General features: G+C 63.6%; 13 protein-coding genes. 10 read left to right on the forward strand and 3 right to left on the reverse strand.

Annotated features, from left to right (window positions below; all coding sequences use genetic code 11):
* Positions 1–89: 89 nt before the first annotated feature.
* Positions 90–491, forward strand: a complete 402-nt coding sequence (locus KA354_09820) for a hypothetical protein (GenBank protein ID MBP7934929.1) — start codon at positions 90–92, stop codon at positions 489–491.
* Between the two features lie 17 nt (positions 492–508).
* On the opposite strand, the gene pyrE is transcribed toward KA354_09820, so the two are convergent.
* Complete coding sequence (gene pyrE / locus KA354_09825) at positions 509–1,033, reverse strand: orotate phosphoribosyltransferase (GenBank protein MBP7934930.1); 525 nt, start codon at positions 1,031–1,033, stop codon at positions 509–511.
* Positions 1,034–1,178: 145 nt separating this feature from the next.
* Here pyrE and KA354_09830 point away from each other — a divergent pair, with 145 nt between their 5' ends.
* Both KA354_09830 and KA354_09835 read left to right on the forward strand, forming a co-directional pair.
* The gene (locus KA354_09830) at positions 1,179–1,796 is read left to right on the forward strand and encodes a hypothetical protein (protein MBP7934931.1); all 618 of its coding nucleotides are present in this window, start codon (positions 1,179–1,181) and stop codon (positions 1,794–1,796) included.
* A 17-nt stretch (positions 1,797–1,813) separates the two neighbouring features.
* Entirely contained in the window at positions 1,814–2,113 is a 300-nt protein-coding gene (locus tag KA354_09835; protein ID MBP7934932.1) for a hypothetical protein, read from the forward strand.
* An 18-nt stretch (positions 2,114–2,131) separates the two neighbouring features.
* On the opposite strand, the gene KA354_09840 is transcribed toward KA354_09835, so the two are convergent.
* Entirely contained in the window at positions 2,132–3,409 is a 1,278-nt protein-coding gene (locus KA354_09840; GenBank protein ID MBP7934933.1) for a hypothetical protein, read from the reverse strand.
* Between the two features lie 326 nt (positions 3,410–3,735).
* On the opposite strand from KA354_09840, the gene KA354_09845 reads away from it, so the two are divergent.
* From KA354_09845 to KA354_09870, 6 genes are all read left to right on the forward strand, one after another.
* Positions 3,736–4,095, forward strand: coding sequence for a hypothetical protein (locus tag KA354_09845; GenBank protein MBP7934934.1), 360 nt, complete (start codon positions 3,736–3,738; stop codon positions 4,093–4,095).
* The gene (locus KA354_09850; protein MBP7934935.1) at positions 4,085–5,173 is read left to right on the forward strand and encodes a prepilin-type N-terminal cleavage/methylation domain-containing protein; all 1,089 of its coding nucleotides are present in this window, start codon (positions 4,085–4,087) and stop codon (positions 5,171–5,173) included. The genes KA354_09845 and KA354_09850 overlap by 11 nt, the downstream gene beginning before the upstream one ends.
* A 134-nt stretch (positions 5,174–5,307) precedes the next feature.
* Positions 5,308–6,150, forward strand: a complete 843-nt coding sequence (locus KA354_09855) for a hypothetical protein (GenBank protein MBP7934936.1) — start codon at positions 5,308–5,310, stop codon at positions 6,148–6,150.
* Entirely contained in the window at positions 6,147–8,318 is a 2,172-nt protein-coding gene (locus tag KA354_09860) for a CehA/McbA family metallohydrolase (GenBank protein MBP7934937.1), read from the forward strand. The genes KA354_09855 and KA354_09860 overlap by 4 nt, the downstream gene beginning before the upstream one ends.
* Positions 8,319–8,899: 581 nt before the next feature.
* On the forward strand, positions 8,900–10,357 hold the full coding sequence (locus KA354_09865) for an MFS transporter (protein MBP7934938.1): 1,458 nt from the start codon (positions 8,900–8,902) through the stop codon (positions 10,355–10,357).
* A 5-nt stretch (positions 10,358–10,362) separates the two neighbouring features.
* Positions 10,363–11,778, forward strand: coding sequence for a mandelate racemase/muconate lactonizing enzyme family protein (locus KA354_09870; GenBank protein ID MBP7934939.1), 1,416 nt, complete (start codon positions 10,363–10,365; stop codon positions 11,776–11,778).
* An 18-nt stretch (positions 11,779–11,796) separates the two neighbouring features.
* Here the strand turns inward: KA354_09870 and KA354_09875 are convergent, their stop codons facing one another.
* Positions 11,797–13,170 (reverse strand): sulfatase, encoded by a 1,374-nt coding sequence (locus KA354_09875; GenBank protein MBP7934940.1) that lies wholly within the window; start codon positions 13,168–13,170, stop codon positions 11,797–11,799.
* A 261-nt stretch (positions 13,171–13,431) separates the two neighbouring features.
* Here KA354_09875 and KA354_09880 point away from each other — a divergent pair, with 261 nt between their 5' ends.
* Positions 13,432–14,202 carry a PepSY-like domain-containing protein gene (locus tag KA354_09880; protein MBP7934941.1) on the forward strand — a complete coding sequence of 257 codons (771 nt, stop codon included), beginning with the start codon at positions 13,432–13,434 and terminating at the stop codon, positions 14,200–14,202.
* Positions 14,203–14,209 lie beyond the last annotated feature (7 nt).

A 14,209-nucleotide genomic window follows, 5' to 3' on the forward strand; every position in this document is an offset into this window, starting at 1 on the left:
AGGGCCGAGGCGGGTATAATACCAGACACGAAGATGAACGACGGACTTGCCGGAGGTACGGCCGGGGTTCCGCTTCGGGAGAACGATACATGTCACGATCGCGTTTGAGTCGGCGGGCAGCGTTGGGCGTGGCGAGTCTGGCGGCCCTGGCTTGCGCCTGCAGCCTTCTTGAAATCCCGTCCAACGTCCTCATCAACAACATGACGGTCAACATCGCTCGTGACGGTGGATCTGCGGAGCTCATGTTCGCCGGTATCGCCGGCGAGGAGATCATCATCACCCTTACCGGCAGGATCGACGGGATGGTCCCCTATGCCCAGCTCATTGCCCCCAACGGCGGTTCGAGCACCGTGCCGGATGCCAGCACCGCGGAAAACGGGATCAACTCGGTGCAGATCACCCTCGCCCAGACCGGCGGCTACACCCTGATCATCTACGATGACGCCCAAGTAGGGGGGGCGGTGACCGTCCGGGTCGAACTGGTGCGGTAAGAAATGCGGGTTGGAGCCTACTCGTCAATGCCCAGGTCCGTCTTGGTCATGAGGGCGGCAAACGCGAAGCCGCCACCTTCGATGTTCTCGCGGGCACCTTCCTGGCGGTCGATCACCGCAACAATCCGCTCGACGATCGCGCCTGCTTCCTTGAGCGTCTTGGCAGCCTCGAGAACCTGACCGCCGGTCGTGGCGATGTCTTCGACCAGCAGAACGCGATCGCCCGCGTCGATCTTGCCTTCGTACATCTTCTGCGTGCCATAGCCCTTCTTGGCGTTTCGTACGATGACGAAGGGCAGGCCGCTGGCCATCGACGTCGAGGCGGCCAGGGCCACGCCGCCAAGCTCGGCCCCGGCGATGCGCGTGGTCGAACGGCCGACGTACTTGGCAAACCGCTCCCCCAGCTCACGCAAGATGACCGGTTGAGCTTCAAACAGGTACTTGTCGAGGTAGTACTTGCTCTTGCGTCCTGAGCGGAGAGTGAACTCGCCTCGCAGAAGGGCGGCCGAGGAGATCGCCTGGTAGAGTTCCTGGTCCTTCATCATCGTACCTCAAGGCAGCTCATGACTGCCACAACTCAGCTCAGTCCGTGCCGCCACGCGGCATCGCCGACCGCACGACGATACCCGCCCGGGCAACAGACTGCCAGAGACCGCGCCTCTTTCCCCGTCCCGCTCCAGCGGTATCATGGGTCCGATGAGCCTGGTCAGGATCAGCGTCGCCCTCGTCACCCTTGGACTCCTCACCGGCTGTGCGCCCAAGCAGTTCGCCAAGTACCCGCAAGGCTCGCTTCGGGTGGCCTACGAAGAGTCGAGCAGCTACTCCGGTTGCCTGGTGGCCTGCACCGCCATGGCCGCCAATTACCTGACGGACCAGCGGAAGCTCAGTGAGAAGGGGATCCGGGAGTCACTCAAAATGGCCAACCTGGACGAAACCCGGGTCGCTGACGTTAAAGCGTGGCTAGAGACGCAGGGACTGTATTTGCTGACCCTCTCGGGCACCCTAGACGGAAAACCGCCAGCCAGTCTGGGCTACTGGCTTTGTCAGCGGGGCTATCCGGTCATCTGTGTGATTAACCGCCACGAGAACGACGTGAAGTTCAACCATGCGGTGGTGGTGATCGGTTTTACCAAAACCGCCGGCGACGAAACCGCCGATAGAATCCACTACCTTGACCCTGCTTCGGCCAAGGTGTTACATTCGGAAGACCGGAAGACGTTCGAGACCCTGTGGGCGCGAGGCGAGCACGCGATGATGATGGTCATCGCTCCGCCGCAGGAGCCGGGCACCGGTAGCGCGCAGTGAACGAAGGAGTCTTTGCCATGCGGTCAAGCCTCATGATGACGGTCCTTGCGGCAGTGGTCTTCGCGGCGCCCCTGGTTTCCGTCGCCGCGCCGCCAGCGAAACCCTTGCCGGTCACGGCCAAGCAGTTCGATCAACTGCGCCAGATTCAAGCTCAGCCTCAGCATGCGGCCGTGGTCAACGTGCAGGCCACGTTCACGTCGGACCGCGAGAAGCAGCTGGAAGCCAACCTCATCGCCAACGATATCCTGACCGTGGCCTGGGACGCCGGTTGGCCGACGACGCTCCTCATCGTCACCATCTGCGCAGCCCCGTTGTGAGGTTTCCCGCTGTGAGGTTTATCGTCCCCGTTCCAGCCTGATGGGGACTTCGGTATCTCGTTCCCTGCGTGGTGGCTGGAAGGGCAGGAAGCCCGGCAGTCTGTCCAGTTGCGCCTGCTTGACGCGCAACAGGATGGTACCTTCCCAGCCGACTCCGACCGGGGACGACAACGTGACTGAGCCGGCTAGCATCTGGCGAAGAGCCGTCACGTCGACCGCCGGGCCGGTGGCCGCACACCATCGCTCGATTGGAATCTCGAAGAGACGCTGGCGGCCGGGGACGGTGGCGAACTCCGCCCAATCGGTACGCAAGTAGAATGTTCGCCCGACTTGGTTCACCTGGACGAGGAACGGCGATCGCTCTTCGCCTACGACCGCCTGGAAGGTGCCGGTCGCTTGGGGCCAGGGTCGGCACAGAAGATTGAGGGTATGGGTCTTCTCGGTCGTTGTGGCCGGGGCGGCCAGCTTACGGAGGGTGTCCTCGCTCGGTTGGATGTCGGATATCCTGCAGAGGGCCGCGGCGGCGGTCTCGCGGATCGATTCGGCAGGGTCACATGCCAGTTCGACCAGCCGTCGGGGTCCCATGAGTTCCAGGATCCGGCGTCCCGAGGTGCCCATCGTCTCTGCTTCAGCTGCTTTGAGGATGGGTCCGATTTGGCGGATTCGTCCGCAGCCGATGAGGGCGGTGACCGCTCGTCTGCGATGTTCCTCACGGGCAGTCAGCATGACCAGGTAGCGATCGAGGTTTTCGTCGGTGACCTGGCCGGCGAACTGCGCGGCCAGATCGAGATCGTCGGCACCCCTGCTAAGCAATGCAGCCACCCGGGCCACCAGACGTTCATCCGCCATCTGGTCGGCCATTCGGTTGGCGGAGGAGCGTGTCCAGGAGAAGACCGCGTAGACTCCACCTCCGAGGGCCAACAGGGTGAGGCTGACCACCAGCCATCGGGTAGGCAGCTTGCTCCACAGCGAAGGGCGGGCTTCCACCTCCTCCTGCGTTCGGGTTTTCTGGACGACTCCGGTGACCTGGTTGGCCCCACACTCTGGGCAGCGGACCATGCCCGGCTCCATGGGGGCATCGCACATGAAGCACTGCCGATACTCCTTCTTCTCTTTCGGGGCGGGCACGCCGATCCAGGAATCCTCGCCCAGATCGGTCTCTTTCCACTGGAAGGGCACGCGCTGTTCGCCGATGCGGAAGCTCTCGTTGCAGCCGGTGCAGACGGCAGTTTTGCCCATGGCCTCGGTCATCGTGCGGTAGCGGCGGTGGCAGTGGGGGCACTGTACGCGGATCATGGCTCATTCACCTCGAACCGGGACACCGGCGGCTATCATAGCACGGGTGGCTCGCTTTGGTCTCGCCTCGATCACGGTGGACGCGATCGCGCCGGAAAGGGGTGGGTGGCCCATCACCCGCGCCGATCGCGATCCTGATTGAGAATGGCAGGGAACTTTCCCATTCCACGCGCGCGGCTTTGTGGCTCACTCGAGGCCACGGGAGCTGCTGGCGAGAATTCACAGGGTGGCTGAGCGATCTGGCTTGAGAAGGGAGGGGCCGAACACCCCAAGACCTCAGAAATGCTTGCCATCCGGGGGCGTTCTCTTTACGATAAGTGCGAACCATGAGCAAAGGTCTGCTCACCACCGAGGACGGCGGGCTCAAGCCAGGACTGCGGTATGGTCTGATCGCGGTGCTCGTTCTGGGAGGGGTGTATTTGGCGTACCGAGGGTTGCACGCCGGCAGCGAGCCGATGGTGGTGAACATGGCCTGCTGGACGCCGGGTTGTGGTTACATGAGGAGCGACGTGCCCCAGGTGGGCGAGTTGGTACCCGGCGTTTGTCCGAAGTGCGGGAAGACCTCCGTGGCCCCGGCGTATCGATGCCGGGCGTGCGGGACCGTCAACGTGTGGAACACGTACCGCAAGCTGGATACGCCGGACAAGTGCTCGAAATGCGGACGGGAGGCGAGGTATGGCCAGTAGAGGGAGCGGACCCGGACCGGCTCGGCGATTGCGCGGCTTTACCCTCATTGAGATCCTGGTCGTTGTGGCCATCATCGCCCTGCTGATCAGTATTCTCCTGCCTTCGCTCAAGAAAGCCCGCGATCAGGCCAAGTCCGCCGTCTGCCTGGCCAACCTGTCGAGCATTGCGAAGGCGGAAGGTACTTACCAGAGCACTGACCGCGAGTGGATTCCGGGTTCTCCGCTCACCACCGGTTACTACTGGGCGGCCAACTACGTCAACGCCAACAGCCCGCCGTGGAATCCCTTCAAGCCAGGTTTCAATCCCCTCGTGGTCGAGTGGTACGACTACGCGACGCCGTTGCGGGCCCTGATGCAGGGCCCCAAGTCGATCCCCAAGGCGGCTCTCGGTACCGACCCGAACAAGACGCGCAACCTGCTCTTGACCCAGCTCACCTCCGGCGTCTTCAACTGTCCGATGAACCCGCACATGGCCGGCCCCTACACCGGCAGCGGCGGCTCCGGGGGGCCATTCATCCAGGCGGTCAGCTACATGACCATGTCCACCATCGTCCGTGGTGGCCCCAGCGTTTACTACGAGGGCGGCAGCTCCAAGTACCGGGCTTCCGGCAGCGACATCGGTCAAAGCGACGCCTGGGATGTGGTGCCGCCCACCAGCTACGTGCCCAAGCACGGGCGTCTCGGCCGGGAGTCGATGAAGGTCTTTGCGGCCGACGGGCTTCGCTTCTTCGCCGGCGAGGATTCGGGCATGCCCATCAGCTACACCTGTGCGCCGGCGGACACCAAGGGCATCCTGACCGCCACGCCGCCTTCGACCCGATCCGCCGCCAACAACCGCGAGTATGTCTTCGCCAAGAAGTACTCCTGGCGTCACAAGAACCAGGACACAATCAATGCCGCTTTCTTCGACGGGCATGCCGAGGCGTTGAGCGCGGACGTGAGCTCCGAAGATACCGCAGCGCGTCCTTTCACCGGTAAGGGCATCCATCCCAAGTACTTCTATCCCAGCGGCAGCGTGGTGAAGGATCCCACTAAGCTCCACGCGGACTTCATTGCTCCCGGTTCGGCCCTGCCCTAAGGCAGCGGTGAGCAACGAGCAAGCGAGAAGGGGTGGCGGTCCGCTCGGATGTCCGCCGCGATTCTGCCACTTCGAGTTGTGGACACCGTGAGGTTCTCGGATTACGCTTGCGGCGTCATTCCGGGAGCCCCGGCATGTTCTATCGTAAGGCACATTCCGATGCAGGAGCCGTGTGCACGACGATCGTCTTGTCGGCGGCGGCAGCTCTCCTGATCGACTCGCGGTTGACCGCTCACACCGTCCTCATGGATTGTGTTCAACATCGTGTCGCCCTCGCCGTGGACCGGGCCAACATCGACGTGGACGTCGAGCTGATCTTCGGCGAGTGGCAATCCCTTCTGCAGCGGCGACAGATGGACCGCGACGGCGACGATACGGTCTCCTCCGAAGAGCGGGCCGCGTACGAGCGATATCTCGCCGGGACGCTGATCGAACCGCTGAGCCTGCTCATCGACGGTCGTCGGCTGGATCTGATTCCCCTCTACGAACCCTCGGTCGACCTGGGCGGCAGCCACAAGACCAGTCTCAGTGGGCATCAGGTCCGGCTGTCGTACTTCGCCCGGACGCCTTCCTGGTTGGCTGTGGGCAGCCAAATCACCCTTTCCGACGGCCTCTGGACCAGGCAGCCGGCCCTCAGCTTCCTGAACGTGACCGGGGGGGATGGCTTTCGACTGGTGGTCGAAAGCGTCGATTCGGCGGTATCCCCATGGGCGACGGGCGGTCCTCGCCTCATGCAGGCGCGCTGCACCCTGGCGGGCGGTGCCGTGGCTCCGCGGCTCGCGGCGGCCGCCGTTGCGGGCCTTGCCCCGGCAGCTAGCCTGGAACCTCATCTTCTTTCGGCCTCTTCACACCGCGGGGCGGAAACCGGCGGTGGAAGCCCCGCGGGGGCGGTGCTCCTGGTGATGATCATGGCAGCGCTCGGCGTGGTCGTGATCCTTCGGCCGACCGGCCTGTCTCGACAAGGAGGACAGCATTGAGAACGACAATGGCGATCCTATCGGGCTTGTTGTGTGCGGGTTTGGGCGCCTCCCCGGCTCTGGCGGAGGCGGTCAACGCCGCCGGCTTGGCTGGACTGCTGAGTCGCCAGCATGCTCACCTGTTCGACCCGGCGGGCCGGCAGGTACTGAACGACTTGAACCGCGGGCTCCGCGAGGCCGAGGAGCAGCTGCGCAAAGCCGCCGTGGAAGAGGACAAGAAGGCCGCCCAGGACCGGCTGGAAAAGGGTAAGACGGACCTCATCGCTCTTCTGGCAAAATGCCCGGGGTTGATGCGCGTGACCCTGGCAGGAGGCAAGCTCACTCCGCCCCAGGCAGGCTTCGTCACTCTGCCCGGCGACAGGGGAGCGGTGCTCATCTGCCTGGAGAACGGACCCGGCAGCACCCAGTTCGTCACCGCCCAGCAGGATTTGACCGAGATCCGCGGCGAACGCGCGGTCGTGGCCGTACGCGGCATTGGCCCGGGCTCGAATTGGATTCTCATCAGTCTCACCGGCGTCCCGGCGCTTCGAACCACGCTCGCGTTTGCTTTCGAAGCGAATCAAGGCCAGGCGGTCTCCTGGCCCGTCGATCTAATCAGCCAGGACAAGGCCCGGCTCAAGATCCGCATTCTCGATGAGGATGGCAAACCGACCCCGGCCATGGTTCGGCTGACCTGGGTGACCGGCGGGGACGTGGACGTGCGCCCGAGCAACGTCGTTGACTTTAGCGCTCAATTCGACAGCCAGGGTGCGGCCACCTCGCACCGGATCATGAACACCCCCGGCGGCCTGTGGGGTTACTACTGGGTGGTGCCCGGCCCCTTCGACATGGTCGTGCCGGCGGGTGAATGGCGCATCATCGTTCGGCGCGGGGCAGAGCACGTACCCGTGCAGGACAGCTTCACGACCACGTCCAACCAGACAACGGAGAAGGCCTACACGGTCAATCGCTGGGCCGACCTGCGCAAGCTCGGCTGGTACTCTGGCGACGATCACGTGCACAACCGCATCCTCAGCGATGACGATGCCCGCCGGTTGATGACCTACGTGAAGGCCGAAGACATTCATCTGGCCAATATCGTGAAGATGGGTGATATCTACCGCACCTGGTTCGAGCAGCGCGGATTCGGCAAGGAGTATCGCGTCATCGACGGCGACTACATTCTGTCGCCGGGCCAGGAATGCCCGCGCACCCACCAGCAGATCGGGCACACGATTTCGATGAATATCACCAGCATGGTCCGCGACACGGATAAGTACTACTCCTACGACTGGGTGGCGGACACGGTCCATCAACAGGGCGGGCTGTGGGGCTATGCCCACGTCTGCGGTCCGGCGTTCCACGTCCACCGCGACATGAGTGTGAGCATTCCTCAGAGCAAGGTGGACTTCGTCGAGTTGCTGCAATTCGCGCACCTGGGCACGGACCTGTTCTACGACTTCCTCGATCTGGGCTTCAAAGTCACGGCCAGCGCCGGCTCGGATGTGCCCTGGGGCGGCACGGTGGGCGAGGTCCGCGTCTATAGCTTCGTCGGCGATGGGGAGTTCAACGCGGATCGCTGGTTCGAGGGGATGAAGAAAGGACGCACCTTTGTGACCAACGGGCCGATGATCGAGTTCAAGGTCGATGAGGCTCTGCCCGGCGATGAGGTCAGGGTGAGCGGCAATCGCAAGCTGCGTGTTCAGGCCCGGGCGTGGGGCGATCCCGCCCGAATGACGCCGATCAAGCTGGAGATCGTCCGCCACAGCGAGGTCATTCGCGCCCAGACGGGCGGAAACGGCCAGGCCGAGGTCAAGCTTGATTTTGAACTCGACGCAGGCTGCGGCTTCTGGATTGCCGCCCGGGTCAGCGCCGCCGAGGGCCTCAGCGCCCACACCACACCGGTCTACGTCGTTCGTGAGGGATTGCGTTTCTGGCGGCCAGAAGCGGTGTCGAGGTTGACCGACAAGACCAACGGGTGGCTGGACGAGATCGAGAAGATCGTGGCCGAGGCGAAGGCCGCCGACCGCGCGGGCAAGGTCGAGACCGACCGTGCGGTCAAGCAGCTGGCCGTCCAGGGCGACGATCTGCTCAAGCGCGTGGCGGCAGCGCGAAAGATTTACGCGGAGCTCAAAGTCCTGGCCGAGAAGGAGAAAGAGACGCGGGCAGGAGCCGAAACGCCGAAGTGAGCGGAGCATGCGACGTGCGCAGGTTGGCTCCTGTCCGGGAAGCAGACGTCCGCGGACAGCTTCATCGATCCCGTCTCCGGTCGGACGCCCTTCACCGTTCCCGGCCAGGCTCGCCACTCGTGATGGCGATTGTTGGCCCCCGTGCACCCCGAGGCGGCCTTAACCGGTTGCTGATGCGGCCCACTCGGGCCGCGGCGGCAACGGACCAGGTTCCCACCAGGAATCCAATCAAGAAGTGGCTCGAGCCGGACGCGCCAGGACGGGACTGGCCCGCCTGATGCGTGGCTAGAGTGTATTAGGGGTATATAGGTCTTTATAGTGTGTCCAGCCCGTCGTCAGCGACTGGTCGATGAGCTCGACTTGGGGGGAACGGCCGCCAAGGCGGCCTGCTGGCAACGAGCCCCCGCTCAACAGCAACGGCGAACCAGCCGCCCAGACCATCACGGACCTGTCTGAGCAGAGGAGTCTCCGCCGGCCGATGGAACGTTCAAGACATCGGTTTCCGCCTCGAACCGTTTTCGGTTATACCATGGCGGCGGGCAGGCGGCTCACAGGGGACCCGTTGAAGGAGGACACGATTCATGTCCGAACCATGTCAGCTCGGCGTCCAGGAGGACATCTACCAGACCAAGCCGTTGTATCGGTGGCTGGCTTTGCTGGCCGCGCTGATGGCCTGGGGGTTCGACGGCGTCGAGCAAGGGGTCTACACCATCATGACCCGCGACGCCTTGAAGGACCTGGTTCCCAGCGTCTCGCCGCTGGTCCAACAGGCCAGTGAGATGAAGGTCCAAATGAATGGTGCCAGCCCGGACGCTCACGGCGCTCTCGTGGAGCAGCTCAAGACCACCACGCGCAAGATCGACAGTACGGTGGGTCCGTTCTTCAGCCTCTCCCTGGCGATGTGGATGTGGGGGGCGGCGGCCGGCGGGGTGCTCTTCGGACGGATGGGCGACCGTTGGGGCCGAGTCCGATCCATGCTTGTCTCGGTGTCGCTTTACGCTGCGTTTACCGGCCTGTCGGCGCTCTCCACCCACTGGTCTCATTTCATCACCTGCCGGTTCATCGGAGCCATGGGGCTCGGCGGAACGTGGCCCTTGTGCGTGGCCCTGATCGTCGAGACCTGGCCGGAGAAGCGCCGAGCGATGCTGGCCGGGTTGATCGGCGCGGCCGCCAACGTGGGTTTCTTCATCGCCGCAACGTACTCGAAATTCATGCTCAAGCACGACTACGACTGGCGCTGGGTCATCGGCATGGGGTTCTTCATCGCGATCATCAGCTTGCCGGTCATCTTTCTCGTGCCCGAGCCGACGCAATGGAAGCGATCCCGGGAGAAGAAGGAGCGGTCTCGGATCGGCGACCTGTTCACCCGCGAATACCGGCGATCGACCATCGTGGGCAGCCTGCTGTCCACCGTGGCATTGCTCGGAACCTGGGGGGCATTCCTGTGGGTGGCAACCTACGTGGACCAGATCACCGAGGGCACGCCCGACCAGGGCCGGGCCAAGGCGGCTATCGCTCAGTGGCAGTCCTACGGCCAGATGCTGGGTGGTTTCCTGGGCGGCCTGCTGGCCGGCTGGATGGGCAACAGGCGTTCGTGGTGCTTCCTGTGCCTTGCGGCCTGGGTGTCGGTGGTGGCCCTGTTCGGCCTGAACCGCCATTACGGCCTGCAGATGGCCCTGATGGGGGCTCTGGCCGGGCTGTTTGTGACCGGCTTCTTCGGCTGGCTGCCCAAGTACCTGCCGGAGCTTTACCCCACCCGGATCCGGGCCTCCGGACAGGGCTTCAGCTTCAACATCGGACGCGTGTTGACCGGCTTCGGCGTCCTCGGGGCCGGCAGCCTGGTCAGTGCCTTTGGCGGCGACTACCGCTGGGGGGCCATGACCATCGCAACCGTGTATCTGCTGGGTCTCATCGTGATCGCCTTCGCCCCTGATACCGGCGGAAAGATGCTGGTGGAGAATCCCCAGAGTCCCTCGCCTGGGCTGGCCTTCGAGACCCAAATGGCAGCCAGCGAATCGTCAGGGGCGGATCGGAGGTGACCAAGATGAGCACGAGGGCGACCGATGCCCGATGCGTCGCCGCGACGCTGTACCTCCTCCCGGTTCAGACCCGCGTACCGCTGAAGTTTGGACCGGAGACGCTCACGCATGTCACTTGCGCCCGCGTCTGCCTGAAGGTGAAGGATGGCCGCGGCCACATCGCCGAGGGCTGGGGTGAGACGCCACTGAGTGTGCAGTGGGTCTGGCCCAGTCGCCTCTCTTACGAACACCGCCACGAGACGCTCAAGCGTTTCTGCGTCCGGCTGACCGAGGCGTGGGCTCAATCCTACTACTCCGGCCACCCCATCCTCATCGGGCATGCCTTCATGGAACGTAGGCTGCCCGAGCTGCTTGGGCAAGTAAACCGAGAGCGCGGGCCGGACGTCGAGCCGATGCCCTGGCTGGCGGCCCTGGTGTGCTGCTCCGCATTCGACCTTGCCTTGCACGACGCTTTCGGTCGGTGCGTTCAACGGCCGATCTACCGCACCTACACCCGGGATTTCATGAGCAAGGACCTGGCCGCTTTCCTCTCCCCGGCCAAAGGCTCGGCGGTCAACTTCGAAGGCCGCTATCCGTGCGACTACCTGGCGGCCGAGGCCCCCGATAGAATCTTTGCCTGGCATCTGGTCGGCGGACTCGATCCGCTCGATGAGTCCGAGTTGACCGGCGCCGAACCGAAGGACGGCTACCCCGTTCTCCTGCCCGACTGGATCCATCGCGATGGTCTCAGGTTCTTGAAGGTTAAACTCCGCGGCAATGACGCGGGGTGGGACTATGAACGCCTGGTGCGCGTCGGCCGGCTTGCAGTCGAGCACGGTGTCGAATCCCTGAGCGCAGACTTCAACTGTACGGTGACCGACCCGGCCTACGTGAGCGAGATTCTCGACCGACTCAAGGCCGAGCACCGCCGGATCTTGGACATGATCCTGTATGTCGAGCAACCATTCCCGTACGACCTCGAAGCTCACCAGATCGACGTTCACAGCGTCTCGGCCCGCAAGCCGCTGTTTATGGACGAGAGCGCCCACGACTGGCGACTGGTCAAGCTGGGCCGCGAGCTCGGCTGGACCGGCGTGGCCCTCAAGACATGCAAGACGCAGACCGGGGCCGTCCTCAGCGCCTGCTGGGCGAAGGCCCATGGCATGGCCCTCATGGTGCAGGACCTGACCAACCCCATGCTGGCCCAGATCCCTCACGTCCTTCTGGCCGGGCACGTGGGTACGATCGCGGGCGTCGAAACCAACGCCATGCAGTTCTACCCGGATGCGTCCCGGCCGGAAGAAGCGGTCCACCCGGGGCTGTATCGCCGTCGCCAGGGGCAGCTGTCGCTGAGTTCGGTTCGAGGCACGGGCTTTGGCTACCGGCTGGATGAGATCCGGCGCGAGCTTCCGTCCCCGGTGGCCCTGGCCACAATCGAATAGGACGTCGGCGGGCAACGGTCATTCGTGCCGGTACTTGATGATCCAGGGATCTTTGGTCTCTTCCTGCCAGGCCCGCAATCTGGCCCGGAGCTCCTTGAGCGCGTCGGCGTGGACGGGATCGGCAGCCAGATTGTGAATCTCGTCCGGATCTTTGGCCAGGTCGTACAGTTCCTCTTGCGGTCGATGAATCAGGGCTTGCACGCTTCGCTGACCGTACTGCTTGTCTGCGCGGCTCAGGACACCTTGCCAAGTGACCGAACCCCAGAGGTCCGAGGCAAAGGGGTATTCGAGTTCGTGGGCCAGGTTCAGAATGTACTTGTACTGCCGTGTGCGAATCATTCGCATGGGGTAGTACATGGTGACCTCGTGGAAAGTGTGCGAGCCATAGACGACATCCCAGCCGGCCGGATCGCTCTGACCGAGAATCGGCAGCAACGATCGCCCCGAGATCTCCTTGGGAACCTTGGCCTTGCCCCAGTCCAGGATGGTCGGGGCGATGTCCACCCAGCTCACCATGGCATGATTGCTCACCGCCTGGCCCTCCTGGTCCGGCGAGGAGATGATCAGCGGCAGGTGGATGCCGGGGTCGTACAGTGTGGTCTTGGCTCCCGGAAAAGGCGGACCATTGTCACTGATGTAGATCACCAGCGTGTCCTGGCGATGCCCCGTGGTCTCCACGGCGTCCAGAATCATGCCAACGCCCCGATCCATCCTGCTCACGGACTCGTAGTATTCGGCCAGTTCCGAGCGGCTGTCGGCGTTGTCGGGCAGCCAGGCGGGCACCCGGATGTCCTCCGGGCGGTACTTCACCGGTTGTACCCCGCGGTGCTTGGTCTGGTTGTCGAAGCCCTTGTTGGCCCGGTGCGGGTCGGCGAACCCCACCAGGAGAAAGAAGGGCTGGTTGGATCCACGGGCCATGAATGCCCTCGCCGAGTCCGCCATGGCTGCCACCTGACGCGGGCCCCCGAGGCAGGGTAACTGCTCGTCGAATGGGTACACCTCGGGCGGTTCGACATGGTACTTGCCGACAATGGCCGTGCGGTAGCCGGCGGCCTTGAGCAGGGCCGGCAGCGACTGGACCCGGGCAAGCGAGTGAAAGTTGTGTACCGCGTGGGCCAGACCATATTGGCCGTTCGCATGATTGAACCAACCGGTCAGGATGACCGAACGCGAAGGGCTGCAACTGGAGACGGCGGCAAACCCGTTGGTGAAACGCGTGCCCTGGGTCGCCAGGCGATCCAGGCCAGGCGTCTTGACCACGGGGTCGCCATAGCAGCAGACCTGCCGCCCATGGTCATCACCGATCATCAACACGACATTGCGTAACCCAGCCGGGGCCGAGACCGGAACACCGAGAACCACGACCAGGAGAGACACAAGCCTGCGGATCATGAGGCGCCTCCATTCTGAGACACGGCGGCGGGCAACTCGACCGCACATTGTACACCGCAGCAACACCATGGCCATGCCACCTGCCGCCAGCGATTCGTCATGTGGTTGCTCTCCAGCGCGGTGGGGTGCGATTTGAGCTGCGCTTTCTCACGTTTCTCTCATTCGACGTCACTACCCTACGATCCCAGGCTGGGCGCATCGGGTCCGCTGACAGGCAGCGAATGCGGGTCGGCCGACGTGATATCAATAGGAGACTCTGTCATGGAAAAGAAATGGATTCAATTGGCTTCGTTTGGCGCTTTGATGATTGGAGTGGCCGCCTTCGCAGTCTGGGCCGAGGGCAAGGCCAAAGAGGTGAAGGTGACTCTGGATCAGGTACCGGCCGCTGTTCGCGAGGCGCTCACCAAGGCGGCGGGCAACGCCAAGATTGCCGAGATCGAGAAGGAAACCGAAAACGGGGTGGTAACCTACGAGGCGACGTTCTTCGTGGACGGCAAGGAGAAAGAAGTCAAAGTGACGGCCGAGGGCAAGGTGGTCAAAGAGGATGAAGGCGACGAGGACGAGAAGGAGGGTGACGAGGAGAAGGAGGAAAAGATCGCCATGGACCAGGTGCCGGCCAAGGCTCGCGACGCCCTCATGAAGCTGGTCGGGGACGGCACGGTGACTGAAGTCGTCAAGGAGATTGAAGACGGCGTGGTGTCGTATGAAGCTGAATGGACGGCCAAGGGCCAAAGCCACGAGGCCGAGGTCACTGAAGAAGGCGCACTGGTCTCCACCGAGGAGACTGTGGACATGAACGCGGTACCCGAGGCGGTTCGGAAGGCTGCGGCCAAGCGCTTCCCTGCCGGGGCCAAGCTGACGTTCTCGAAGGAGATTGAGGTGACCTATGAGGTGAGCTGTACGATCGACGGCAAGGAGAAGGAGATCGAGATCTCACCAAGCGGCCAGATCGACGATGACGACGAAGGAGATGATGACGAAGAGGATGAGGATGACGATGAGGATGATGAGGAGGATGACGATGACAAGTGAGCCAGGG

The organism is Phycisphaerae bacterium (genome assembly GCA_018003015.1).
Lineage (GTDB): Bacteria > Planctomycetota > Phycisphaerae > UBA1845 > PWPN01 > JAGNEZ01.

What these genes read in the sequence shown, in the direction of transcription:
- pyrE (MBP7934930.1), bottom strand. Translation starts at nt 1,033, where the DNA reads ATGAAGGACCAGGAACTCTACCAGGCGATCTCCTCGGCCGCCCTTCTG.
- KA354_09820 (MBP7934929.1), top strand. Translation starts at nt 90, where the DNA reads ATGTCACGATCGCGTTTGAGTCGGCGGGCAGCGTTGGGCGTGGCGAGT.
- KA354_09830 (MBP7934931.1), top strand. Translation starts at nt 1,179, where the DNA reads ATGGGTCCGATGAGCCTGGTCAGGATCAGCGTCGCCCTCGTCACCCTT.
- KA354_09875 (MBP7934940.1), bottom strand. Translation starts at nt 13,170, where the DNA reads ATGATCCGCAGGCTTGTGTCTCTCCTGGTCGTGGTTCTCGGTGTTCCG.
- KA354_09845 (MBP7934934.1), top strand. Translation starts at nt 3,736, where the DNA reads ATGAGCAAAGGTCTGCTCACCACCGAGGACGGCGGGCTCAAGCCAGGA.
- KA354_09850 (MBP7934935.1), top strand. Translation starts at nt 4,085, where the DNA reads ATGGCCAGTAGAGGGAGCGGACCCGGACCGGCTCGGCGATTGCGCGGC.
- KA354_09865 (MBP7934938.1), top strand. Translation starts at nt 8,900, where the DNA reads ATGTCCGAACCATGTCAGCTCGGCGTCCAGGAGGACATCTACCAGACC.
- KA354_09835 (MBP7934932.1), top strand. Translation starts at nt 1,814, where the DNA reads ATGCGGTCAAGCCTCATGATGACGGTCCTTGCGGCAGTGGTCTTCGCG.
- KA354_09880 (MBP7934941.1), top strand. Translation starts at nt 13,432, where the DNA reads ATGGAAAAGAAATGGATTCAATTGGCTTCGTTTGGCGCTTTGATGATT.
- KA354_09855 (MBP7934936.1), top strand. Translation starts at nt 5,308, where the DNA reads ATGTTCTATCGTAAGGCACATTCCGATGCAGGAGCCGTGTGCACGACG.
- KA354_09870 (MBP7934939.1), top strand. Translation starts at nt 10,363, where the DNA reads ATGAGCACGAGGGCGACCGATGCCCGATGCGTCGCCGCGACGCTGTAC.
- KA354_09840 (MBP7934933.1), bottom strand. Translation starts at nt 3,409, where the DNA reads ATGATCCGCGTACAGTGCCCCCACTGCCACCGCCGCTACCGCACGATG.